The sequence below is a fragment of the Chryseobacterium ginsengisoli genome (assembly GCF_039542325.1).
GTDB lineage: Bacteria > Bacteroidota > Bacteroidia > Flavobacteriales > Weeksellaceae > Chryseobacterium > Chryseobacterium ginsengisoli.
The window spans coordinates 593721-616575 of record NZ_BAABHX010000003.1 but is presented as its reverse complement, the minus strand read 5'-3'; the positions used below and the strand labels follow the sequence as shown (position 1 = coordinate 616575).

At 34.6% G+C, this 22855-nt stretch carries 22 protein-coding genes, 3 tRNA genes and 1 riboswitch; of the genes, 10 read left to right on the top strand and 15 right to left on the bottom strand.

The features are described 5' to 3' along the window. Nucleotides 1-48: 48 nt before the first annotated feature. The 10 genes from ABD940_RS12045 to ABD940_RS12000 all read left to right on the top strand — a co-directional run bounded on the left by ABD940_RS12045 (nt 49) and on the right by ABD940_RS12000 (nt 5952). Nucleotides 49-1335 carry an N-acetylmuramoyl-L-alanine amidase family protein gene (locus tag ABD940_RS12045; protein WP_345204086.1) on the top strand — a complete coding sequence of 429 codons (1287 nt, stop codon included), beginning with the start codon at nt 49-51 and terminating at the stop codon, nt 1333-1335. A gap of 56 nt (nt 1336-1391) precedes the next feature. Continuing rightward, nucleotides 1392-1466: transfer RNA gene (locus ABD940_RS12040), tRNA-Glu, on the top strand. A gap of 10 nt (nt 1467-1476) precedes the next feature. After that, nucleotides 1477-1797 (top strand): hypothetical protein, encoded by a 321-nt coding sequence (locus ABD940_RS12035; RefSeq protein ID WP_345204084.1) that lies wholly within the window; start codon nt 1477-1479, stop codon nt 1795-1797. 67 nt (nt 1798-1864) lie between these two features. Beyond that, complete coding sequence (gene rpsT / locus ABD940_RS12030; RefSeq protein ID WP_345204081.1) at nt 1865-2119, top strand: 30S ribosomal protein S20; 255 nt, start codon at nt 1865-1867, stop codon at nt 2117-2119. Nucleotides 2120-2130: 11 nt separating this feature from the next. Further along, nucleotides 2131-2202: transfer RNA gene (locus ABD940_RS12025), tRNA-Glu, on the top strand. Nucleotides 2203-2303: 101 nt separating this feature from the next. After that, nucleotides 2304-2375: transfer RNA gene (locus ABD940_RS12020), tRNA-Glu, on the top strand. A gap of 161 nt (nt 2376-2536) precedes the next feature. Continuing rightward, nucleotides 2537-3193: a FadR/GntR family transcriptional regulator gene (locus ABD940_RS12015; protein WP_345204079.1), complete on the top strand. Its 657-nt coding sequence runs from the start codon at nt 2537-2539 to the stop codon at nt 3191-3193. Between the two features lie 57 nt (nt 3194-3250). After that, nucleotides 3251-4456, top strand: coding sequence for an MFS transporter (locus tag ABD940_RS12010; RefSeq protein WP_345204076.1), 1206 nt, complete (start codon nt 3251-3253; stop codon nt 4454-4456). Nucleotides 4457-4590: 134 nt separating this feature from the next. After that, nucleotides 4591-5175 (top strand): Crp/Fnr family transcriptional regulator, encoded by a 585-nt coding sequence (locus ABD940_RS12005; RefSeq protein WP_345204073.1) that lies wholly within the window; start codon nt 4591-4593, stop codon nt 5173-5175. 102 nt (nt 5176-5277) lie between these two features. Next, nucleotides 5278-5952: a peroxiredoxin-like family protein gene (locus tag ABD940_RS12000; protein ID WP_345204071.1), complete on the top strand. Its 675-nt coding sequence runs from the start codon at nt 5278-5280 to the stop codon at nt 5950-5952. A gap of 128 nt (nt 5953-6080) precedes the next feature. On the opposite strand, the gene ABD940_RS11995 is transcribed toward ABD940_RS12000, so the two are convergent. The 15 genes from ABD940_RS11995 to ABD940_RS11925 all read right to left on the bottom strand — a co-directional run bounded on the left by ABD940_RS11995 (nt 6081) and on the right by ABD940_RS11925 (nt 22854). Continuing rightward, entirely contained in the window at nt 6081-8375 is a 2295-nt protein-coding gene (locus ABD940_RS11995; RefSeq protein ID WP_345204069.1) for a T9SS type A sorting domain-containing protein, read from the bottom strand. Nucleotides 8376-8410: 35 nt separating this feature from the next. Continuing rightward, nucleotides 8411-9607: a cell surface protein gene (locus tag ABD940_RS11990; protein WP_345204066.1), complete on the bottom strand. Its 1197-nt coding sequence runs from the start codon at nt 9605-9607 to the stop codon at nt 8411-8413. Between the two features lie 12 nt (nt 9608-9619). Next, complete coding sequence (locus ABD940_RS11985; protein WP_345204064.1) at nt 9620-10756, bottom strand: YncE family protein; 1137 nt, start codon at nt 10754-10756, stop codon at nt 9620-9622. After that, nucleotides 10753-12774: a TonB-dependent receptor plug domain-containing protein gene (locus ABD940_RS11980; protein ID WP_345204061.1), complete on the bottom strand. Its 2022-nt coding sequence runs from the start codon at nt 12772-12774 to the stop codon at nt 10753-10755. The genes ABD940_RS11985 and ABD940_RS11980 overlap by 4 nt, the downstream gene beginning before the upstream one ends. 112 nt (nt 12775-12886) lie before the next feature. Continuing rightward, nucleotides 12887-13072: riboswitch (cobalamin riboswitch) on the bottom strand. 99 nt (nt 13073-13171) lie between these two features. Next, nucleotides 13172-14113 (bottom strand): transporter, encoded by a 942-nt coding sequence (locus tag ABD940_RS11975; RefSeq protein WP_345204058.1) that lies wholly within the window; start codon nt 14111-14113, stop codon nt 13172-13174. A 12-nt stretch (nt 14114-14125) separates the two neighbouring features. Beyond that, on the bottom strand, nt 14126-15169 hold the full coding sequence (locus tag ABD940_RS11970) for a cytochrome-c peroxidase (protein ID WP_345204055.1): 1044 nt from the start codon (nt 15167-15169) through the stop codon (nt 14126-14128). Beyond that, complete coding sequence (locus ABD940_RS11965; protein WP_345204052.1) at nt 15162-15989, bottom strand: MbnP family protein; 828 nt, start codon at nt 15987-15989, stop codon at nt 15162-15164. The genes ABD940_RS11970 and ABD940_RS11965 overlap by 8 nt, the downstream gene beginning before the upstream one ends. A 274-nt stretch (nt 15990-16263) precedes the next feature. Next, on the bottom strand, nt 16264-16632 hold the full coding sequence (locus ABD940_RS11960) for a hypothetical protein (protein ID WP_345204050.1): 369 nt from the start codon (nt 16630-16632) through the stop codon (nt 16264-16266). A 4-nt stretch (nt 16633-16636) separates the two neighbouring features. Next, the gene (locus ABD940_RS11955) at nt 16637-17311 is read right to left on the bottom strand and encodes a superoxide dismutase (RefSeq protein ID WP_345204047.1); all 675 of its coding nucleotides are present in this window, start codon (nt 17309-17311) and stop codon (nt 16637-16639) included. A gap of 30 nt (nt 17312-17341) precedes the next feature. Then, nucleotides 17342-18022 carry an SCO family protein gene (locus ABD940_RS11950; protein ID WP_345204045.1) on the bottom strand — a complete coding sequence of 227 codons (681 nt, stop codon included), beginning with the start codon at nt 18020-18022 and terminating at the stop codon, nt 17342-17344. Continuing rightward, nucleotides 18009-18284 carry a YHS domain-containing protein gene (locus ABD940_RS11945; protein WP_345204043.1) on the bottom strand — a complete coding sequence of 92 codons (276 nt, stop codon included), beginning with the start codon at nt 18282-18284 and terminating at the stop codon, nt 18009-18011. Before ABD940_RS11945 ends, ABD940_RS11950 begins: the two co-directional genes overlap by 14 nt. A gap of 214 nt (nt 18285-18498) precedes the next feature. Beyond that, nucleotides 18499-18861, bottom strand: coding sequence for a hypothetical protein (locus ABD940_RS11940; RefSeq protein WP_345204040.1), 363 nt, complete (start codon nt 18859-18861; stop codon nt 18499-18501). Between the two features lie 309 nt (nt 18862-19170). After that, a complete protein-coding gene (locus ABD940_RS11935; protein WP_425550368.1) occupies nt 19171-20820 on the bottom strand; it encodes a heavy metal translocating P-type ATPase in 1650 nt (549 codons plus the stop codon). Between the two features lie 348 nt (nt 20821-21168). Continuing rightward, nucleotides 21169-21588, bottom strand: coding sequence for a Fur family transcriptional regulator (locus ABD940_RS11930; RefSeq protein WP_345204036.1), 420 nt, complete (start codon nt 21586-21588; stop codon nt 21169-21171). Nucleotides 21589-21600: 12 nt separating this feature from the next. Continuing rightward, nucleotides 21601-22854 carry an efflux RND transporter periplasmic adaptor subunit gene (locus ABD940_RS11925; protein ID WP_345204034.1) on the bottom strand — a complete coding sequence of 418 codons (1254 nt, stop codon included), beginning with the start codon at nt 22852-22854 and terminating at the stop codon, nt 21601-21603. Nucleotide 22855: the final 1 nt, after the last annotated feature.

Here is a 22855-nt window from a genome sequence, read left to right as displayed (position 1 = left end):
ATGTATACAATTAAGGCTCAAAATTAATATAATTTTTAAAACTGTAAGATGCACAAAGTAAATTTTAAAATAATTTTATCATTTCTCCTTATACTTGTTAACAACTTCATTTTTTCGCAGAAGAAATTTACGGTTGTTTTAGACGCTGGACACGGAGGAAGTGATCATGGAGCAAACAGAACTTATTCCGATATCGGAAGGGTCGCAGAAAAGGATGTTACTCTCATTATTACGCTCAAAGTAGGCGAAATGCTCGAAAAAAATAAAGATTTTAAAGTAATTTATACAAGAAAGATCGATGAATATCCTTCTCTTTCCGACAGAACAAATCTGGCGAACAGAAGTAAAGCCGATCTTTTTGTGTCTATTCACTGTAACTCTTCGAAAAAACCGACAGCCTACGGAACGGAGACCTATGTACAAGGTCCCGATCAGAACGACACCAACCTTGAAGTGGCAAAAAGAGAGAATGATGTGATCTTTTTGGATGAAAAGGATAAGCAAACCTTCGGTTCTTACGACGCAAGTTCGCCGGAATCTTTAATTGCCTTAAAACTTCAGCAAAGTAAATATCTTGAATCGAGTCTTCTTTTGGGAGGATTGGTTGAAGATAACTTCGTGAATAAAGACAAAAGATCTTCGAGAGGAGTTTTCCAGAAAAATTTACACGTTCTCCGTATGAATGCGATGCCTTCTGTTCTTATTGAAACAGGATTTATCAACCATCCGGAAGAAAGTCATTATTTGGCATCAGAAAAAGGTCAGGAAGAAATTTCACAAAGTATTTATCAGGCGATCATTGATTATAAAAAAGCCATTGACAGAAAATCGGGAGTTCCTGCTGTAGTAAAGAAACCTGAACCGGATAGATTGGCAGAAATAGCTTTAAAGAATGATTTCAGAATTTTATTATTAAGTTCACCTGAAAAATATGATGATGGAAATCCTGCTTTAAAAGGATTAAATTATATTTTACCTATCAAAGAAAACGGACAGTACAAATATTACTATGGTGTAACGAATTTGGCATCGGTAAGAGATATTAATATTAAGACCGCTAAAGATGCAGGATTCCGAAATGCTTATGCTGTAGGATTTATGCCTAACCAAAAATTAAGCACGGGATATTACACAATTGAAGTCTATGTAGGTGATAAGCTGAACGGAAATTCATTTATTCTTCAGAACCTGAAAGATGTTGAAAGAAACAAGGAAAACGGAGTTTTCTATTATACCTACGGAAAAGTGTATTCTTTGGAGGATGCAGTGAAGCTTCAGAAAGATCTTGAGACTAAAGGAATTAAGAATACAGTGATTCAAAAAGTTTTCAAATAATAAAAAATAATTTTGAAGTTTAAAAGTTAATCATTACTTTTGCAACCTCAAAATTTGGTCTATTCGTCTAGTGGTTAGGACTCAAGGTTTTCATCCTTGCAACAGGAGTTCGATTCTCCTATAGACTACCAAATTTATATCATGCCGGATTTAAAAATACAAGAAGCAAAATTGCTTTTTAAGAAAATCCACTCAAACCCAAAAAGTTATGATTTAAAAATCAATGAAGACGGGATTACAGGCAGAGATGATAAAATAAGTTTCAGACTTGACAGGACTGGAGAAAGGGTGACTTTTGAAGTGACGATTGACGGACTTACCTTCACCAATAACACTGGAGAATGGAACAATGCGATGGTAATGCTTACGAGCACCATCAACAAATTAGAAAGAGAAGAAGAGAATATTAAAATAGAACAAGCAATAGATAAACTACGAAAATATTTATCTGAAGAAAATTAAAAATTTTTGAAAATAAATTTGGTAGATAAAAAAATAGTTTATACTTTTGCACTCACATTTGAACGATATGGCAAATCATAAATCAGCACTAAAGAGAATCAGACAAAACGAAGTTAGAAAAGTTCGTAACAGATACTATCACAAGACTGCTAGAACAGCTTTGAAAGTATTAAGAAATGAAGAAAACAAAGCTGCAGCTGCTGAGCAGTTGCCAAAAGTTATCTCTTTGTTGGATAAATTAGCTAAGAAAAATATTATCCACAAAAACAAAGCAGCTAACTTAAAAAGTAAATTAACTAAGCACGTTAATAAACTAGCTTAATAAGTATAGTCGGCCCGTTCGTCTATCGGTTAGGACCTCAGATTTTCATTCTGGTAAGAGGGGTTCGATTCCCCTACGGGCTACAAAACTTAATTACTACTAACCGAGTAATTAAAATTAAGAGTTGTAAACTTATAAAAACAAAAGATACTAACCCTGTAATTCATTTTGCAGTTTGGTAGATGGCCCGTTCGTCTATCGGTTAGGACCTCAGATTTTCATTCTGGTAAGAGGGGTTCGATTCCCCTACGGGCTACTTAAAAGAGATTCATTTTTTTTGAATCTCTTTTTTTATTTCTCTATATCGTGATTTAAAATATATTTAAATCTCTTTTTTAAAACATATTTGCGCACAAATCATTTGTTATAAAATTAAAAAGACATACCTTTGCAATTCATCAGATGACATGACGTCTTATGCAGATTCAAAGAAAAACATTAGCAGAGGAAGTAGCCGAAAGATTGATCGATGGAATATCCAGCGATGAATATTCTATTGGTGAAAAGCTTCCTACCGAACCAGAACTGATGAAAATTTATGGTGTCGGACGTTCCAGTATTCGTGAAGCAATCAAGATTCTTTCAATTAAAGGAGTTTTAAACGTTCATCAAGGTGTAGGAACATTTGTAGTTTCCAAAAATATTCAGGAATCTTTAGAATCTCAAATAAACAAAGCAGAAACGGAAGAAGTACAGGAAGTAAGATCTTTATTAGATTCTAAAATTGCGGCAAAAGCAGCCATTCATCACAGTGAAGAAGAATTAAAAACGATTAAGAAATACTTAGATCTTAGAGCTCAATTAGCTGAAGAAAATAGGGCATTAGAATGCTATGAAGCAGACATAAATTTTCATGTATCTATTGCAGAAGCTTGCGGAAACACACTGCTGAAAGATATCTATAAAGTAGCAAGCAAAAGCATTTTAAAATCCTTTGAGATCAGCAATAACAATAGTACAGAATCTTTTAAAGTTTCTCAGAAAATACATACAGAATTATTTCAGGCAATTGCAGATAAAAACGTTGAAAAAGCGGCATTAATTGCTCAACAAATTGTTGACAGAGTTTATTAAAATAAAAAAATTTAATATAATTCATCAGATGACCTGATGAATTAAAAAAAATATTCTATGGAAAATGTAAGTACAAAAGCAATTGATACAACTACGATTGTTTATCCCATTTTATTCATGATCAGTTTTTCACACTTTCTGAATGATCTGATTCAATCTACAATTCCTTCATTATACCCTATTTTGAAAGGCGAATTCAGCTTATCGTTTGCTCAAATAGGAATTATAACTTTGGTATTCCAACTTACGGCATCGATTTTACAACCATTTGTTGGAATTTATACAGATAAAAAGCCAAATCCAAGATCTCTTGCAATTGGGATGGGATTATCAATGGCGGGTCTATTATTGCTTTCAGTAGCTCATCAATATTATATGATACTTATTTCAGTTGCATTGATTGGAATGGGCTCATCCGTTTTTCATCCTGAAGCTTCAAGAGTTGCACAATTAGCATCCGGTGGACAAAAAGGACTTGCCCAATCTATTTTTCAGGTTGGAGGAAATTCAGGAAGTGCAATTGGTCCTTTACTGGTAGCCTTAATTGTTCTTCCTTTAGGACAGGGCTACGTTGGAGTTTTTGCCATTGCAGCTTTTATCGGAATCATATTATTATGGAGAATAGGAAACTGGTATGCCGAAAGATTATCATTAAAAAAATCTGCTAAACATCCTGATAATATCATTACAATACAGTTGTCCCGCAAGAAGGTTTTATTTTCCATAACGATTCTTTTAGCTCTGGTATTTTCAAAATATATTTATCTGGCTTCCATGACAAATTATTTTACATTTTTCCTGATCGATAAATTTCATATTTCTGTAAAGGATTCTCAGTTGTATTTATTTATGTTTCTTGCTGCAGTTGCTGTTGGAACAATTTTAGGTGGAAAATTAGGGGATAAATACGGAAGGAAAAAAATTATCTGGATCTCTATTTTAGGAGCCGCTCCATTTACACTTTGTCTTCCTTATCTTTCTTTATTATGGACAATCGTATTTGCCGTTTTAATAGGATTAATTATTGCTTCAGCATTTTCCGCGATATTAGTGTATGCAACAGATCTTATGCCTAATAAAATAGGATTGGTAGCGGGATTATTCTTTGGATTCATGTTTGGAATGGGTGGAATAGGTTCTGCCGTATTAGGAGCAGTTGCCGATGATACAAGCATTGAATATGTATTTAAAATCTGCGCATTTTTACCATTAATGGGAATCATCACCGCATTTTTACCTAATATTAAAGGAAATAAAAAATGATAATAATTTAAGAGAAACAAATTTTTCACATATTAAAAGAGATTCATTTTCACCGAATCTCTTTTTTAACATCTGATAAACGAGGAAATACTGTTTAAAATATTGTATTTTTAGCTATACTTTAATTTGTACCAATGAATGATTTTGATCTCATCATAAAAAATGTTGAACGATTCATTACCCTTAATGAAGAAGAAAAACAACTATTTATTTCTTATTTACGTATTGTAAAGGTTAAAAAGAAACAATTCATCGTACAACCCGGATTTCCTTGTCACAATCGAAGTTATATTGTTTCGGGAAGCTTTCAGACTTATTTATTAGACGGGAACGGACAGGAACATGTAGTCGGTCTTTGTGTGGAAGATTGGTGGGCAGGAGATTTTGAAAGCTATATTACGCAACAACCTGCAACAATGTTTTTGGAAGCTTTAGAAAATAGTACGATCATCCAGTTGAATTATGAAGATGAACAAAAATTATACGAATTAGTTCCAAAATTTGAACGCTTTTTCCGCCGACAGGTCGAGCAAGGAACTTTGGCATTAAGAATGAGATTACGATGGGCTTTAAGCAGTACAGCCGAAGAACGTTATGAAGAATTTATTCAGCGTTATCCTCATTTTCTACAACGATTCCCTCAATATATTATCGCATCTTATTTAGGAATGACTACTCAGTTTTTATCTAAAATAAGAAATCACAAAGGAAAAAGTTAATCTAGTTTCATCACTTTTCTTAATCTGGTAGATTTTTTAAAGAGACGCTTTTAAGCAATTTTGTATTGTCAATACGACATAAAATTTATAAAAATATTTACAATGCAAAATCAAACAGACCTAGACTTCCAACTTGAACCACGTTTACAAAAAATCAGAGAATGGGTGGCTACAAATATAACTCCGGAAGAAAACGAGATTATGGAAAACCATATCAAATTTTTACAGGATTCCGGTGCGACAGAAAAAATTTTAAAAGAAGGAGATATTGCTCCGGAATTTAATCTTAAAAATCAAAACGGAGAAATTATTTCCTCTACTGAGCTTTTAAAAACCGGACCTTTAGTTGTAAGTTTTTATCGTGGAGCTTGGTGTCCTTATTGTGTGGAGGAAGTGAAAGTTCTAAACAGCGTTTACAGCAAAATTAAAAATGCCGGAGCCGATTTGGTTGTGATTTCTCCACAAAGTTTTTCCAGAACTGAAAAACAGGCAAAACAAATTCACCTGCAATATAATATGTTGGTAGATCAGGACAATGCTGCAGGGAAAGCCTTTGGATTGGTATATGAAATGCCTCAAGACCTTAAAGATCTGTATTGGAACAAATTTCAAAATAATATTCAGGAAGTAAACGAATCTAATGCTTGGGAACTTCCAATTCCTGCAAGATTTATCATCGGACAGGATGGAAAAATTCTTAGTGTACAAGCTGATCCCGATTATCGCTACCGTCCTGAACCTTTAGAGACCGTCTCTTTTATAAAAAAATTGAACTAAATATCAATACAAACCTTATCAAAGTACAGCTATTTTAGTCTGTACTTTTTTTAAATTTAAAACAAAAAATAGCCTCCACCAAAGGCAAAAGGTGGAGGCAAAACAAAATTGGATATGCTACTAAAGATTTAGTTTTTAATCAATTTCTGTTGATATACCGCTTTTTCGGTTTTTGCAATTAAGATATACACTCCTTTCGGAAGCATACTTACATTTACCTGTCCATTGCTGAACTGGGCATTAACCATTTTACCGGACATATCGTACACAGAAACGTTTAAAACTTTCTCCTGAGTTCGAATGTTAAGAATATCAGTCACCGGATTAGGGTAAATACTGAATTCTAATTTTTTCACTTCAGACATTCCTAATACTGAAGTTGAACTTGTCACTGATAATGTTTTATCAACAACTTTACCATTTGAGTTAAAACTTACTACAATGTTCGCCGTTCCGTTTCCTTGCGGAGTAATAATTAATTCATCATTTGAATTAATTGTTGCTGAAACGGCTGCTGAATTACTGTTTGATTTTACAGTTTTCACAATTGCCGCTGACAAATTATCTGTATCTGAAATTACGGTTTTTAAATCAATTGTCGTAATATTATTTACATTTACTTGCGTCGGGAATGTATTATTTACAACCGGAGTAGTATTATCCGGAAAAACAGCTATTGCAGGGAACCAATAATAGTCGTTTAATTTCTTTGTATTCGTTAAAGTTCCCGTATTGCTGAAAGTATGGATCCAGTTATTTTGATAATGTGCTCCATAACCGCTTTCTGTTGTATTTAAAATCAATTCGTCGGTAATCGGGTTTACTCTTAAAGCTGCACCGTAAGGAATTTGCTTGTAAGTTCCCGTTTGTCCCGGAATAGCTGCAAAAGTTTCATTAAAAGTTCCTGAAGTCACATCAAATTTTACAATCTGAGTTCCTGAAACAAAGCTACTAATAGAATTGATCCAGTATAATGTATTACTCTGGCTGCTTGCAGTAAGACTTCCTGCGTTCCAAGCTCCCCAAGCTCCGATATATTTCGTTGTAGGAATATTGTAAACTGTTGTAGCGAAAGTTGTAGGATTAATTTTAACTAATTTCTGATCCTGAATTGCCCAAACACTTCCGTCTTTAGCCTGAACAACCGAATGGAAAGATCCCGCAATCGTAGTGATAACCGTATCTGTATTTGGATTAATAACCAAAACTCCTGTAGATTGTTTCACCGCAAAAACATATTGAGAAGTTCTGATCATATTTCCGATTTGTCCAGCGTACTGGCTTCCTCCTCCTGTTGTAGGAATTAAAGTTCCAACCTGTAGATTATCAATATCAAAAGTATAAATTCCGTTAGAAGCACCGATATAACCTTTATGTTCATTAACTCCTACAAAAGATCTTCCGTCTCCTCCACCGATATTATTAAATCCTGCAATTTTCTGCATAGTCTGAGCATTAGCAATCACTAATCTTCCTCCAGGAGTGTATTGAGTGTCACCTCCGTCTGCAGCTTGTTTAGAAATAAAATAAAATTTATCCCCGTAAATTGTTCCGTACTGAGTTGTAGCTCCGAAAGCATGATTATTATTCGCATTGCTGTATACTCTGTAGTTTACGTTTCCATTAGAGTCAATAAAATTAACAGAACCGTTGGTATGACCAAACCATTCTTCATTCACCATAAAATATCCGTTGGCATAATTTGTTGAAGCAACATAAGGAGAAACCGGAGTCATCGTTGATGAAATCGGAGTATCTGAAAATCCTGCTGAAAAATTCCAGACATCATAAGAACCGTTTACCAAAGTTCTGCTTGTTGCTCCCACTCCGGAATATCCGAAATCTGGATCTGTAGGATCTTTTACCCAATACGACCAATATCCGTTCGTCATCCATCCGGATTGCCAATGGTCGTTGGTATCTGCAGCAGCGTAATCATCAAAATCATAAGACGTTGTATTTACAATTCCGCTTACAGGATAATAAGGATACGTTACATTTCCGCTTTTGTAAAGAGCATTTGTTCCAGTACCGTTAAGATCAAAGCCAAATCCTCCGATTGCAGTTCCGTAAGGTCCTGTTCCCTGATAAAGCAAAGAGTAAAATCTGTGATCTGCACTTGCAATTGCCTTCAACATCTCTTCACCAGTCGCAGTTCCGTTCCATCTGAAACCCCAAACCAAAGCATCAGGATTCTTTCCGTCATTCCATTGAACTACAAAAGCAGCTTCGTTTGTTCCTGTTCCCACCCAATATTGGATGTCAGAAAAATTAATGGGGATAGTTGTAACATTCTTAGCTGACTGATTCTTCGGAGAAGATTTCAGTTGAAGGTCATTTCGGGGAAATCCCTGCACTTTTATCTGCGCATTCGTCACAAATGCAAACAAAAAAAGCATTGTTAAAAGATAAAACTTTTTCATTTTTAATTTAATTATTAACTATTTATTATTGAATTTTAATTAAGATATAAATCATAAGCTCCTGCAACTTCCGTAGAAACTTCACCCAACCAACCCGCTTCCTGATTGGTTCCTGTATAAACTTTCACAAAATCAATTCCCGGAAGTTTCACATATTTTCCGTTTCTGTCGACTGCCCACGAAATATCAATATTGGATGCTTCATCATTATTAGGAGCATTATCTGCATATCCGAAATCATACGATTTGCCGACCCAATAAGATCCCGTTCCGCTCTGATCATAATAATTGTTCATCAGTTTTGTTCCGGTAAAGCTGTAAGAAGTATCGCTCAGCCACATTGGATAGTAGCTTTGTGCATGGAAGGTATTTCTTGTTTTAAATCCTAAATTCCCGAGATTATCCTGCCATTTTATATATTCTGTATCAGTCTGCCAAAATTCACTTCCCGGAACGGGAGGCTTATTTTCATTGGGTTTGAAATATGTTATGTTATAATCTTTTACGGTTGTATTTTTAAAATATTCACTTCCTGCGATTTCGTACCATTCGTTGTCGTCGGGTTTTCCGTTTTTATTTCGGTCGTAGGCAACCATGATAATTCCAGGTTCGCAAGATCCTGAACGTGGCTGACTTGCATCATTTCCCCAAAAAGCATTTCCAAGAATTTTAAAATCTCTCCCATTCATATTAGGAATTGTGTGATCGAAACCGAAAACAACATATCCTCCAAAACCGCCTAAAGTCAGCATTGTAGAATTTCCTCCGACTAAAGATTCTTTAGCTTTCTGAAGCATTTTAGTAAAAGTATCTCCGTTTTCGTACTCAGGAATTTCATTAATGAATTGTCCAACTGCAGGTCTAAAATCAAAAACATTCGAAATATATTTACTGTAAGTTCCAGTTTCCTGCTTTACGATAATTTTTGAATTATATGTTTTCGTCGTTCCGCCGGATTCTATTTTTAAAGTTAAAGGATATGTTTTCACCACCGGACTAATAAAATCCAACTGAGAATCCTGAGAAATAATAGAGTCATTGATGCTCCATGTAAAATTCCCTCCCATTTTCGTATCGATATTCAACACTTTGAAACGATCGATCGTATAAGATTCTTCAAGACCATTAAAGTTGAGATCTTCATCTTCGTTATCACTTTTACAGCCGATTGAACCAATCAAAACTGTTGAAAGTAAAGCCGTTTTTAAAATATTAATTGTATTTTTTTTCATTTTTAATTCAATTTATTTATATAAAAAAGTGAAGTGTGCCGGAATATTTCCGCCTTCCGTTTTCCATTTGAAATGTCCATTTTTATCGAAGCAATAGACATATCCGGTCGAAACATAATTTCTTGCGTCAGTCATATAAATATCTTCTGTAATAGGATTTATCGCAATTCCGTAAGGCGTTTTGATGGCATCAACGTATTCCTGATCGATGATTTTATTGGAACTAATCTGTTCGGTTTTTACATCAATAATTCCGAAAGATTTTGTGTAAGCATGAGTATTGTAATTGAATTCGTTTCCATAATAATACAGCTTGTCATTCACGATGGTCATCTCACTTACTGAAATATGAAAGTCTTTTTTTACCAATCCTGTTGTGGCATCAACCAAAAATAAACTTGAAGGAACTGTGTAATAATCACCTCTTGAGCTTACATACAAATCACCGTAATTATCTTTTTTAATTCTGTGAAGATTGATGGCAACATCTATTTTTTTAGTTTCAGTGAAAGAATTTAAATCAACAACAGAAACAGTTTTATCATAATTTGGAAATTTATAACCTCCAGAATTGGCAACGAATAACTGATTTCCCACAATTTCCATTTCTTCAGGCTGATAACCGACAACCGCCGTTCTTTGAATCGTTAAAGAAGTCGTATCAATCTCAACTACTTTTCCCAACGGCGCGTTTGGATCTAAAGCAACCGGACCTGCATAACTCGAAGCATAAGCTTTTCCATTTTTAAATGTGATATAACGGCAGTTTTCAAGATTAATGGTTTTAATTCTTTTAGCTGTTTTTGCATCCAAAACTTCAATTTTATTGGACACATTGATGACAGCATACAATTTATTTCCATAGATCTGAATGTCATTTCCAACGTCTCCAAGCTCTTTCACCACATTCGGATTGATCTGAGCATAAATATTTCGGTGATATGTTCCTGTCGTATAATCAAAGAAATCGAGAGTTGCTTTGTTACTTCCCATATTTCCTTCATTCAAAACATAAAACCCTTTGATCGGCGTATTTTCAGGCTGTGCAAGTCCCGTTTCAGTTTCTTCGCGGGTAATGTATTCATCCGTTCTACACGAAATCAATGAAAACAGTACACAAATCAGAAGATAAAAGTTTAGTTTTTTCATAATGTAAAGCTTACAATGAGTTTAAAAGTTCTTCCAGGCATCGGATAATTCAGCACAACATCATAATATTGATTGAAAATATTATTGACCTCAAAACTGGCTTTGAACTGATGTTCTTTCCATTTTATTTTTCTCTGAATTGATAAATCGTGTGTATACCAAGGCTGAATGTAATTGTATTGGATATTGTTTTGATTAACGTCGTAACGTTCCCCAACATAGATAAAACTGTAGTTGAAGCTCCAGTCTTTATAATCAGACATCAAAGAAAAAGATCCGCTGTGCCAAGGCGTGTAAGGAATCTGATGTCCGAAATACGATTCTTCCCTGTCGGAAAAATCTCTTGCTCTCTGAAAAGTATAACTTACCAACGGACGGATTTTAACATTCCCAAAAAGCAGATCAGCCTGAAGATTGATATCTGTTCCGAGAATTTCAACTTCCCCAAGATTCAGCATGGTCCATCTAAACATACTTCCGTTCGGAGCGGCGATAATTTTATTTTCAACTTTATTAAAATAACCATCAACTTTAGCCGAAATTCTTTGTAAAACTGAGTTTGAAAAACCTTTGGAATAACTAAAACCAAGATTATACTGATTGGTAAATTCTGGCTTTAAGGAAGTATTTCCGATCATTGTATAATACAGGTCATTAAAAGTCGGCATCCTAAAAATTCTTTTATAGAAAGCTCTTACCGTAAAATCTTTTCCCGCAAAAGGTTGATAACTCAGAAAAGCTGAAGGTGTCCATTCCGTTTTGTCCGGTGATTTTGTATTTTTTTCCACATCTTCCGAAACAAAAGTTCCTAAAACGCTTCCCAGAAATTTCAGACGCTTCCATTGATAAGTGGTTGCAAAAGCAGCCAAAGTTGTGTAACGTGTTGGGTAAGAAAAATTAACCAAATCCGCGTCCAGATTGTTATATTGAAAATCTACACTCGCACTGACATCCCAATCAGCAGTAATAGAATATAAATTTGAGCTAGACACGTACAGTTCCCGTTGAATATACTGATTCTGAATTTTTATGGACGAAACTGTATCAATATAATGCGTGTAATCGTACGCGAATTTGGTCTTAATCTGAGTTTCCAGTTTTGGAAATATTTTTTTCTTGAAACTTCCCTGAACGAAAAAATTTTCATCGGTCTGCCTTTCACCTCTTCCATCAAAACGGTTGTTGACAATTGCCGCAGGAATTCCACGATTTGACATATAACCGTAACCTCTTATATTCCAACTTCCGTTATTAAGCGTTCCGTTTAAACTTGTTTCAAAACGTTTTGCCCGAATATCAGAATCCATTCTTTTGGCAATTGTATCGTAAGCAATCTCTCCGTCCGGATATTTTTTCTTGTAACGGTATTTGTAAATACCATCACTCTGAATAAATTCTGAACTAAAACTTGCCGAAATATTTTTTGAAATTTTCTGTTCCAAACGAAAAGAAGGATCAAACAGATCAATAGAACTGTTTTTAAATCTTACAACTAAATTTGTTTTACGATTTCCTTTAAAACTCGGCACCTTCGGCTGTAAATAAATAGAACCCGATGAGCCAAAGTCTTTTGCAGGCTGAAAAATTTCGCTTTTCTGTCCGTTGTAGAGAGAAATTTCTTCCAAATCATCCAATGAATATCTTCCAAGATCCACTACTCCATTCTGGGCATTCCCGATCTGGATTCCGTCATAAAAAACACCGACGTGCTGACTTCCCATACTTCGGATATTGATTGTTTTCAGACCTCCAATTCCTCCGTAATCTTTGATCTGAATTCCGGAAAAATACCTCAATGCATCAGCAACCGACTGACTGTTGAGTCTTTCCAGTTCTTCGCCCGATAAAACCTGAGCGGGAAGGATTTCTTTAAAATTTTTCTTTTTGACGTTTACGGTAACAATTGTTTGTTCCTTAATCGTGTCTTTTCTGGATTGTGAAAATATAGAAGTAGCCGTTAACACAAAAACTGTGAAAACAACCTTCTGAAGTTGAGATGTAAAAAATTTTGTCACCATTAGCTCATTTAGAATAATGATGACGCTAATGGATATAAGAATACAGCGACTAAGCGCAGCTGTAAACTGCACAAAATCAATGATGTCCTAAAGCTTTATTCCACGAAAGCGTCAAACGTTAAATCTTCTGGCAGGTCTTCTGACTTACTCCATTTTTGAAATCCTTCCCATTAAAAAACAGTGGATATAATCTTCAAAAACTTGTTTAGTGGAGCTTACAGCAGCGGGTCTGTTCCGGATTTTCACCGGATTCCCTTTTAAGCGCTTTTTATGGCTCACCAGATTTCGGCAAAGATAGAAAATAAATCATAGAATCAAAATTGAATTTAATTCTATGATTTTCAAATAAATATCTTAAATCATTCCTATAAAAATTTAACGAAACGATTATGTTATGTTAAATTCCAAAATTCAGGAAAACACTGAAACGCGATTTCGCTTCAATATCACCTCCCGCCAAATTGGAATAGGCAGGAAGCATCACTTCACTTCCCAAACTGAATTTCTTGTAAGATGCTTCAAAACCCAGTTTTCCGTACAAAGCACTTCCGGCTGTGTTGGGTAAAACCTCATCAAATTGCTTATTTCTATCGTAAACTTCTCCTTGAAGACCTGCTTTTCCAGAGAAAATTATTCTATCATTTGATAAAATTTGATAAAATCCTGTGGCTGCATAATTCCATTGATTTCCGAAACGGTAATATTTTTTGTTTTCGGTTTTAATGGTGTAATCTGTATTTAATAAAACGGCGATTTTATTTTTCTGAAATTTATAATTCAAAACCATCTGATAATCCCAACTTCCCGTTCCTAGCTGAAAACTTGGATTAACTCCGGAAATTCCTTTTTCATCAAATTTTCCCAACGGAGCTTTTACTCCGACTCCGCCGTTTAGCTGATGAATATTATCTTTTGAATTTAACAATTGATAAATTCCCATTAAGTTTAAATCTCCAATTCCATTGATTTTAATATCTCCCTGCATTGTTTTCTTCTCATGAAAATGAAACGGCAAACTTGCATAGACACTCAGTTTCTTAGTCAAAGGAATTTTACCCCAAATCTGAATCGTATTAAAATATTGATCCTGCGTTAAATCTTTTACGAACAAATTTTCTTTCGCTTTATAATGTTGAGCAAAATATTTAATTCCGATAAACTGAGGATTCAATAAAGATTCAAAACCTGAAGAACCATTTCCGGCAGCACAACCACAAGCATCGCAATCGTCAAAAATTATCGCATGAAAATCGGTTGGAATATAAAGACTATCAGTGATGGTTTTAGCCTGATTTAAATTTAATAAAATCAAACTTATGATTAAAAATATTTTCTTCATATTTAGTTAAAATTATTCTGCAAACTTCAGATTAGAGATAAAATTCTTATCAGACAACGTTTTCAAAAAAGCGATAATGAATTGTTTTTCCTGAGCATTCATCACAATTCCAATATGTCCGTTTTGTCTTAATTGAGGATCAAGGTTTGAATTATCTTCTACATTATCTGAATAGAAATTAAGAACCGCATCCAATGTGTAAAATCTCCCGTCATGCATGTAAGGAGCTGTATATTCTATATTCCGCAAACTTGGCACACGAAATTTCATCCAATCGTTTTGGTCAAGGGTTACGCGATATCTTCCTGCATCTTTAAATTGAGTATTGTAATACATTCCCGTATTTCTGAAACTTTCGTCGGTAAACAATTCTCCGCTGTGACAGGAAGAACACTTCTGCTGAAATAAATTCATCCCCTTTACCTCTTCTGATGAAAAATATTCTTTTCCTTGCTTCATTCTATCATATTTAGAATCTGCCGAAATCATCGTTGCCATAAATTGTGACAAAGCCTTCAAAATTCTTTCGCCCGTAATATTTTCATCTCCATAAGCCAATTTGAATAATTTTTTATATTTCGAATCAGAACTTAATTTAGAAATCACTTCCGGCATTGAACTGTCCATTTCATTTTCATTGGTTATAGGAATAATCGGCTGTTCGTTTAAATTATGAATCACTCCGTCCCACATATATCGTTTTAGAAAAGCCATATTTTGAATTGGCGGGGCATTTCTGATCCCGATTCTGTTATCAACACCGTGACTCACAGTATGACCATGATGGGTAAAAGCATTTTCCTGAATATGACAGAAACCGCAGGAGATTGTATTATTTCGTGAAAGCCTTCCTTCATAGAATAATTTTCTCCCCAACTCTACTCCGTTTTTCGTAACAGGATTTCCAGAAGTATCGAAAGTCATTTCTGGAAAGTATGACGGAAAGGAAAGATTGTAAACCTCATCTTTTTCCAAAGGTTCCATTACCTCATCGGAACATGATATAAAACTTAGCAAAGAGAAAATGACTAGACCTATTTTAAATATTTTAATCATTGTGAACGTGGTCTACTTTAAACATTTTCGTTAAGTTATTCGTTACATCAATTAAATGTTGGCTTGATCCCATCATCATATCATTCGCAGAATTTAAAACTAATGGCGTATCACCACTCAAATATTGATTAAAATCTGCCAGAATATGAATAGAAGGTGTAATTTGACTCGTTACTCTCGCTGTTGTCGGAAGATTCAACGTAATTTCCCGGTAAAGGTCGGGAGTTCCGTTTGCCACGACATTCCCCATATTTCCGGTATGATTCATAAATTCCGTGTCGGGAGAATTTGCTCCGTATTTCCCTTCAAGTTTTACGAAAACGTAACCTGCCGCCCAAGACCAAGTCATACCTTTTTGCTTAGCTTTATTCCAGAATTCCGCTTGTCCGTCCTGTCCTAACAAATAAGCGTTTTGACTGATTCCTAATCCGAATTTTATTTTTTTATAATTATTTTTGGGAATTTCATTGAGATTTACATAAACAATTCCTGCGACTGCGTCGGCTTGATCGATGATGAAAGCACCTTTATCGGGATTATTTTCGTTGTATTTGAATTCATTTCCGTTTTCATCAATTAACCTGATGTTACTGATGACATATTTGATATTGGAAAACTGATGTTTTTGACCTTGAGATGAAGTTTGAGTGGTTTGATTAAGGACAATATCTCCAAGATTATTAAACCCATTTTCGAATTTTATTTGAAGATTTCCTTTTGTTTCTGGTGATGAATCGTCGTCATCGTTATTTCGACAAGATATGAAAGTGAAAAAAGTAAAGGCAATAAAGAATAATGATAAAAATTTATAAATTTTCATTGTTGATTTTTTTAGTTGAAATTTTTAAATAGAGATAGTGATTGAATCGTGAATATTCAATTTTTTAACTGCAAAACACACAAGAATTTCCACAAAAATTCCACTATGTTTGTCATTCCGTAGGAATCTAGACAATGTTATAGAAAATATAATATGAAATACTTTGCCTAGATTCCTACGGAATGACAAACTATCTACACATTAAATATCAAAAGTTAGATATCTAAAAAAACTTGTGCCTTTTACAGTCAAAACAAGATTTGAAAAAATTAACTTAAAAAACCGGTGGTCTGAAAATATGTTTTAAAAACAGAAAAAAATAGTCTGTTTTATAAGTGAACTTGAAATCAAAAAGAGAAACTTTCTCTGTATTTCTAATTTTTGTAATGTCAGGAAGAATGTAAATATCTAGTAATTTCTGTCCTGAATTTTTTGTTTTATTTAAAGGTGAAGAATCGGTGTCGTTTGTTTTTGCAATTTGCTTACTTACGTAACATTTTCCGTTACAGTGAAGCTCGGGATTGCTTTTGTTAACACACAAAACTTCGGAAATATAATCATAATTTACAGCATACTCCACCAATGGCACCAGAGGTCTGAATACCACAAATAAAGTGAGAAATATGCTGCAAATTAGGTTCATGAAATTATTTTTTGCTTGTCGCTTCTTCGTATCTTCTGCTGATTTCTTTCCAGTTGGTTACGTTCCAGATCGCCGTAAGATAATCTGCTCTTTTGTTCTGATATTTCAGGTAATAAGCATGTTCCCAAACATCAATTCCAAAAATAGGCGTTCCTTTTTCTTCTACAACATCCATCAAAGGATTATCCTGATTCGGAGTCGATGAAACGAATAATTTTCCGTTTTTATCCACAGACAACCAAGCCCATCCCGAACCGAAACGATCTGCTCCGGCTTTTGCCATTTTTTCTTTAAAAGCCTCCATGCCTCCGAAAGTTTCGTTGATAGCTTTTGCTAATTTTGCAGATGGCTGTGTATTTTTTTCAGGTGTTAAAACTGTCCAGAACAATTCGTGATTATAATGACCTCCTGCATTATTTCTGATAGCCGGACTTAGTTTTGAAACATTCGACATTATCTGAAACAAGGTTTGTTTTTCCTGTGGTGTTCCTGCAATGGCTTTATTCAGGTTGGCTACATACGCCGCTGCATGTTTCGTGTAGTGAATTTCCATTGTCTGCGCATCAATATTACCTTCCAATGCATTGTAAGCGTAGGGTAAAGCTGTCTGCTTAAACTGTCCGAACGCAAACTGCGCCGCAAATACTGCACTCAAAGCAGCAATTTTCATAATCTTCATAACGTTTTGTTTTTTAGTGGTTAAACAATATTATTGTAGTAATTTCTTAATATCTTCAATTAATATTTCTCTGTCTGGATGATATTTTCCAGTCAGTTTCGGAGTTTTTCCTTCTTTGTCTTCATAATTCAACCCTGAATAATATAAAATCGGCATATTCTCTTTGTTGTATCTGCAACGGATATTTCCGTCTTTGTCAACAAGTGCGATCATTCCGCTGTGATTAAGACTTTCACTTTCATCTTCTTTGTCACCGACGTAAATATTAAACTGATCCGCAACTTTTCCGATGTAATCTCTATTTCCTGTTAAAAAATGCCAGTTTGGAGATTTCGCCCCAATTTTTTCTGCATGTTCTTTCAATAATTCTGGAGTATCATTTTCCGGATCAATGCTTATGGAAATGATTCCAAAATCAGGATTATTGATTTCATCCTCAATGGCTCTCATATTGGTATTCATCACAGGACAGATTGTCGGACATCTGCTGAAGAAAAACTCGACCAAATATACTTTTCCAAGCATATCTTTATTGGTGATTTTCTTATTATTCTGATCGGTCAACTGAAAATCAGGAACTTTCATTACAGTGTAAAGATTCTTTTTAAAATATCCCATTCCGACACCGATACCTAAAAACAATAAAGCAATAATTGCAATCGGAATAATTACTTTACTCTTTGTATTGTTTGGCTTCTTATTTTTGGACATATTTCTCAGGATCTTTTTTGAACTCGTCTCTACAGTAAGCACTGCAAAAACCGTACGTTTTATTTTTATAGACTGCTGTATCTTTCATATCGCTTTCTGTCGGCATGTGACAAATCGGATCTTCTACGTTGGCAAATTTCACTTTTTTTGTATTTGATTTTGATGCTACAACAGTCTTTTTATGCTTTACTTTAGGCGTTTCCTGGGCACAAGCCATTAACGAAACCGACAATAATGCCGTTATGATAATTTTTGATTTCATTTTAATTAAATTGAAATTAATACTCGTATTGAATGAAAATTGATTGATTTTTTAAACTAAACTTAATATTGAATTATTGTTATTTTAAACGCGAGGTTCGCAAAGTTTTTTCGTAAGCTTCATGTTTATATGCTTGCAAGGGCGTTACACTCAGCAAATGATAGCTGATTTATTTCAACACTAAATTTAACTAAAAAATTAGTTTAAATAAGAATTAAGCTAGGGGAGGATGGAATATTCGGAAAAAATATTCTGAAGTATGAAAATTGATATAATCCGAGTTCGGATTTTCTATGGGAATATTAAACTGATTTTTAACTGAAAAAGAAAGGATTTCGTTCGATAAAAAAACGTCCAATCCTGCAATTTTCACATTTTGATTGTTGTTGGATTGCTTTTCTGTTTTTGCCAGTTCTTTTTCAACGTAGCATTTTCCTTTACAGGTTGATTGGGGAATGTTTCTATTTTCGCAAAGGTTTTTTACGATGTAATCATAATTAACGGCATAATTAATCAATGGCAAAACCGGACGTAATGCAATCGTAAAAATAACGAATATGGAAATGAAAAATTTCAACTATCAATTCTGTAGTACAAATATACTACTGAATTTTGTTTTTATGATTGATTTATGATGAAAGTCAGTTTTAGTTGATGGGCTTTGGTTGATTGTTGAAGGATTTTTGCCTCGTAATTTTTTTTATTTCCCCACAGATTACACAGATTTGCATGAGGTAAAATAAGTTTTGGCTAAAGCCTAATTGAATTAATTTCATTAAAAAACGGGCTAAAGCCCGTTTCTATTGATGGTTGAAAATCGTTTCATATTATATCTAAATTTTTAAACTTTATATTCTAAACTTCCAGCATCCATCTTCCAACCTCATCAAAACTTCATTCGTTGAATTCTCACTGCATTCAAAATTGCCAGTAAAGCTACTCCAACATCAGCAAAAACAGCTTCCCACATTGTTGCCAAACCTCCTGCTCCAAGAGCGAGAACAATAGCTTTTATAGAAAATGCAAGAATAATATTCTGCCAAACGATCTTTTTCGTTTGTTTTCCGATATTGATTGCCATTGGAATTTTACTCGGCATATCGTCTTGGATTACGACATCGGCAGTTTCAATCGTAGCATCGCTTCCGAGTCCGCCCATTGCGATTCCGACATCGCTTAAAGCGACAACCGGAGCGTCATTCACTCCATCACCTACAAAAGCTACGGTTTGATTTTGCGCTTTCAATTCTTTGACTTTATTTACTTTATCTTCGGGAAGCAAATCTCCATAAGCATTTTGAATTCCCAATTGATCGGCAACATATTTTACTACAGATGTTTTATCGCCACTTAACATCGTGGTTTTTACGTTTAGTGATTTTAATTTATTGATCGTTAATTGTGCATCTTCTTTAATTGAATCTGCAATCGTAAGATATCCTACAAACTTTTTATCGTAAGCAACAGCAATTAAAGTATAGATAATATTTTCAAGTTTGATGTCGTAATTGATTCTGAATTTATCCATCAATTTGAAATTTCCGACTAACAATTCTTTTCCGTTGATAATTGTTTTTAAACCATGTCCCGCAATTTCTTCTACATTTTCCAGTTCAATGGAGTGATCAATTTCTCCAACATATTCATGAATCGCGGTTGCAACGGGATGCGAACTTTTACTTTCTAAAGCATTGACGAATTTTAAAATTTCATCTTTATTAAATTCATTGTTGAAATCTACTTCCTGAACTTTGAAAACCCCTTCCGTCATGGTTCCCGTTTTATCCATCACTACATTTTGAACATTCGCCAGAACATCTAAGAAATTACTTCCTTTGAATAAAATTCCGTTTCGGCTTCCTGCTCCGATTCCTCCGAAATATCCTAATGGAATTGAAATTACCAACGCACAAGGACAGGAAATCACCAAAAAGACCAACGCTCTGTATAACCAATCTCTGAACATATAATCTTCAACAAAAAAGTACGGTAAAAATGTAATTCCAATCGATAGGAAAACCACAATCGGTGTGTAAATTTTCGCAAATTTCCTGATGAATAATTCTGTCGGCGCTTTTTGAGCGGTTGCATTCTGAACCATTTCCAAAATCTTGCTCAACTTACTGTCTTTGTAAGCTGTCGTTACTTTTACCCGACTGACTGTATTCAAATTAATCATTCCCGCTAAAACCGTTTCGCCTTTTGTTTTGGTATCCGGTTTACTTTCTCCCGTTAATGCAGAAGTATTAAATGATGCGGTTTCAGACAATAACTCTCCGTCCAATCCCAGTTTTTCTCCTGATTTTAACTGAATAATTTCTCCAATATTTACTTTTTCGGCTTTCACTGTTTGAGGTTTACCTTCTTTTAAAATGGTTACCTCATCGGGACGTTGATCGAGTAAAGATTTGATGTTGCTTTTTGCTCTCGTCACCGCCATTGCCTGAAAAACTTCGCCGACAGAATAGAAAAGCATCACGGCAACACCTTCCGGATATTCTCCGATGGCAAAAGCTCCGACTGTAGCGATTCCCATTAGGAAAAATTCAGAAAAAACATCGCCTTTTGCAATACTTTCATAAGCTTCTTTTAAAACGGGTAATCCAACTGGAATGTAGGCAATTAAATACCATACTAAATGAATCCAACCAATAAACCAATCAGGTTTTATATAATGATCTAAAACGATACCTATCAACAATAAAACAAAAGACCCGATCGCAGGAAGAAACATCTGAAAAATCGATTTATCTCCCGTATCATGAGAATGGTCGTGGTCGTGACCTTCATGACTGTGATTGTGCTCTTTTTTTGGTTTTGTACTGCAGCATTCTTCCATAACTGAATAATTTTAATCAAAATTAGGTTTTAAGTGAATGCAATACTATTGCAAACTTTCAAGACAATTTTCGCAGATTCCTTTGGCAAAAAGTCTTATTTCATCAATCCTGAAATTTATTTTCATATTTTCAGGAAAGGAAATATCTTCTTTACACGTTGTCTGTTTGCAGATTTTACAATAAAAATGAAGATGCCAGTCTTTGTGAGTACTTTCATCGCAGCCGTCGTGACAAAGTTTATATTTTGTCGTTGCATTCTCCTGAATACCGTGAACAATTCCTTTTTCTTCGAAGGTTTTTAAGGTTCGATAAATAGTCGTTCGATCTGCATTTTCAAAATGATTTTCGATTTCAGATAATGATAAAGCCGTTTCCTGAGAACTCAAAAAATCATACACCAAAATCCTCATGCTTGTAGGTTTGGTATTTTTATCTATTAATTTATTTTCGATATCTTTTTTCATGATATTTCTGAATTAATGTTCATGTCCCCCTGAATTCGTAAGTTTTGCATTAATAAAAAATGCTCCTTTTGTGGCAATTTCTGCATCAGACGAAATTTCTTTCACAGAAGTTATCGCTGTGTAACCCATATCTGACGAACCTTTTACGACCTCTACTTTCTCAAAGTTAATGGTTTTTGATTTCGTTTCGGTAGGATTTTTGGCTTCTTTTTCATGACTTTCTTCATTATGTATTTCAGGTTTTTTATCTGTTTTTACAAAGACATAAAACTTTCCGTCGGCTTCTACAATGGCTTCGTTGGGAATTGCGGGAGTTGTTGTTTTATTGAGACTTACGATTCCTGTGATATTCATTCCGTCGATCAACCCGGTTTTATTTCCTGTAACATTGGCGTGAACGGAAATCGTTTTGCTGTCGTTTTCAAACGAAGAACCGATGCTGTAAATCGCTGCATCATATTCAGTTTCAGGATTATTCGTTAGTTTAAAATGAACAATCTGTCCCACTCTCATTTTAGGCAAATCTTTTTCAAAAACCTGTAAATCAAGGTGAATCGAATTGTTATCAATAATTTCCGCAACAGGCGAAGAAACATCTACATAACTTCCAATCTGTGAAGAAATACTGCTAATCGTTCCGCTGATCGGCGCTGTAATCACCAAACCTGATCTCATATTTCCGTTATTTATTTTTCCAGGACTGATTCCCATCATTTGAAGCTGTCTCAAAAGTGATGCCTTTTTCGTTCTTAAAGCTTTCAATTCTGCATCCGAACTTTGCAGATTTTTCTTTGCACCCGCATCGTTGTCAAAAAGTTCTCTTTGCCTTCTGTATTCCTGTTCTGCATAAGTGATTCTGCTGTTTGTTGTTAAATAATCCTCTTGTAATTGGATAAATTCCGGATTGGCAATCGTCGCAATGACCTGTCCTTTTTTCACAACACTTCCCACCTGAACATTTAAAGTTTTAATAATTCCACCGTAAAGAGAAGTGATGGTCGCTTTATTATTGTTCGGAACTCTTAATAGTCCGTTGGTTTTAATGGTGGAATTCAGTTCCTTCATTTCAATAGTTCCCAACGTAATTCCGACTGCTTTTATCTGATGTTCCGTTAGTGAAGCAATTGTTTGCGGAGCTTCTTCATGATTTTCTTCCGGTTGTTCCGTTTTTTCTTCCGAATTTTCTGAGGAAGTCTCTTTTTTATTACAACTTAAAGCAAAAATTGCAATGAATAAAAGATATATAATATTGTATTTCAGTCTCATA

Coding starts and splice junctions, on each gene's coding strand:
- ABD940_RS12045 (WP_345204086.1), top strand. CDS start 49: ATGCACAAAGTAAATTTTAAAATAATTTTATCATTTCTCCTTATACTT.
- ABD940_RS12035 (WP_345204084.1), top strand. CDS start 1,477: ATGCCGGATTTAAAAATACAAGAAGCAAAATTGCTTTTTAAGAAAATC.
- rpsT (WP_345204081.1), top strand. CDS start 1,865: ATGGCAAATCATAAATCAGCACTAAAGAGAATCAGACAAAACGAAGTT.
- ABD940_RS12015 (WP_345204079.1), top strand. CDS start 2,537: ATGCAGATTCAAAGAAAAACATTAGCAGAGGAAGTAGCCGAAAGATTG.
- ABD940_RS12010 (WP_345204076.1), top strand. CDS start 3,251: ATGGAAAATGTAAGTACAAAAGCAATTGATACAACTACGATTGTTTAT.
- ABD940_RS12005 (WP_345204073.1), top strand. CDS start 4,591: ATGAATGATTTTGATCTCATCATAAAAAATGTTGAACGATTCATTACC.
- ABD940_RS12000 (WP_345204071.1), top strand. CDS start 5,278: ATGCAAAATCAAACAGACCTAGACTTCCAACTTGAACCACGTTTACAA.
- ABD940_RS11995 (WP_345204069.1), bottom strand. CDS start 8,375: ATGAAAAAGTTTTATCTTTTAACAATGCTTTTTTTGTTTGCATTTGTG.
- ABD940_RS11990 (WP_345204066.1), bottom strand. CDS start 9,607: ATGAAAAAAAATACAATTAATATTTTAAAAACGGCTTTACTTTCAACA.
- ABD940_RS11985 (WP_345204064.1), bottom strand. CDS start 10,756: ATGAAAAAACTAAACTTTTATCTTCTGATTTGTGTACTGTTTTCATTG.
- ABD940_RS11980 (WP_345204061.1), bottom strand. CDS start 12,774: ATGGTGACAAAATTTTTTACATCTCAACTTCAGAAGGTTGTTTTCACA.
- ABD940_RS11975 (WP_345204058.1), bottom strand. CDS start 14,113: ATGAAGAAAATATTTTTAATCATAAGTTTGATTTTATTAAATTTAAAT.
- ABD940_RS11970 (WP_345204055.1), bottom strand. CDS start 15,169: ATGATTAAAATATTTAAAATAGGTCTAGTCATTTTCTCTTTGCTAAGT.
- ABD940_RS11965 (WP_345204052.1), bottom strand. CDS start 15,989: ATGAAAATTTATAAATTTTTATCATTATTCTTTATTGCCTTTACTTTT.
- ABD940_RS11960 (WP_345204050.1), bottom strand. CDS start 16,632: ATGAACCTAATTTGCAGCATATTTCTCACTTTATTTGTGGTATTCAGA.
- ABD940_RS11955 (WP_345204047.1), bottom strand. CDS start 17,311: ATGAAGATTATGAAAATTGCTGCTTTGAGTGCAGTATTTGCGGCGCAG.
- ABD940_RS11950 (WP_345204045.1), bottom strand. CDS start 18,022: ATGTCCAAAAATAAGAAGCCAAACAATACAAAGAGTAAAGTAATTATT.
- ABD940_RS11945 (WP_345204043.1), bottom strand. CDS start 18,284: ATGAAATCAAAAATTATCATAACGGCATTATTGTCGGTTTCGTTAATG.
- ABD940_RS11935 (WP_425550368.1), bottom strand. CDS start 20,820: ATGGGAATCGCTACAGTCGGAGCTTTTGCCATCGGAGAATATCCGGAA.
- ABD940_RS11930 (WP_345204036.1), bottom strand. CDS start 21,588: ATGAAAAAAGATATCGAAAATAAATTAATAGATAAAAATACCAAACCT.
- ABD940_RS11925 (WP_345204034.1), bottom strand. CDS start 22,854: ATGAGACTGAAATACAATATTATATATCTTTTATTCATTGCAATTTTT.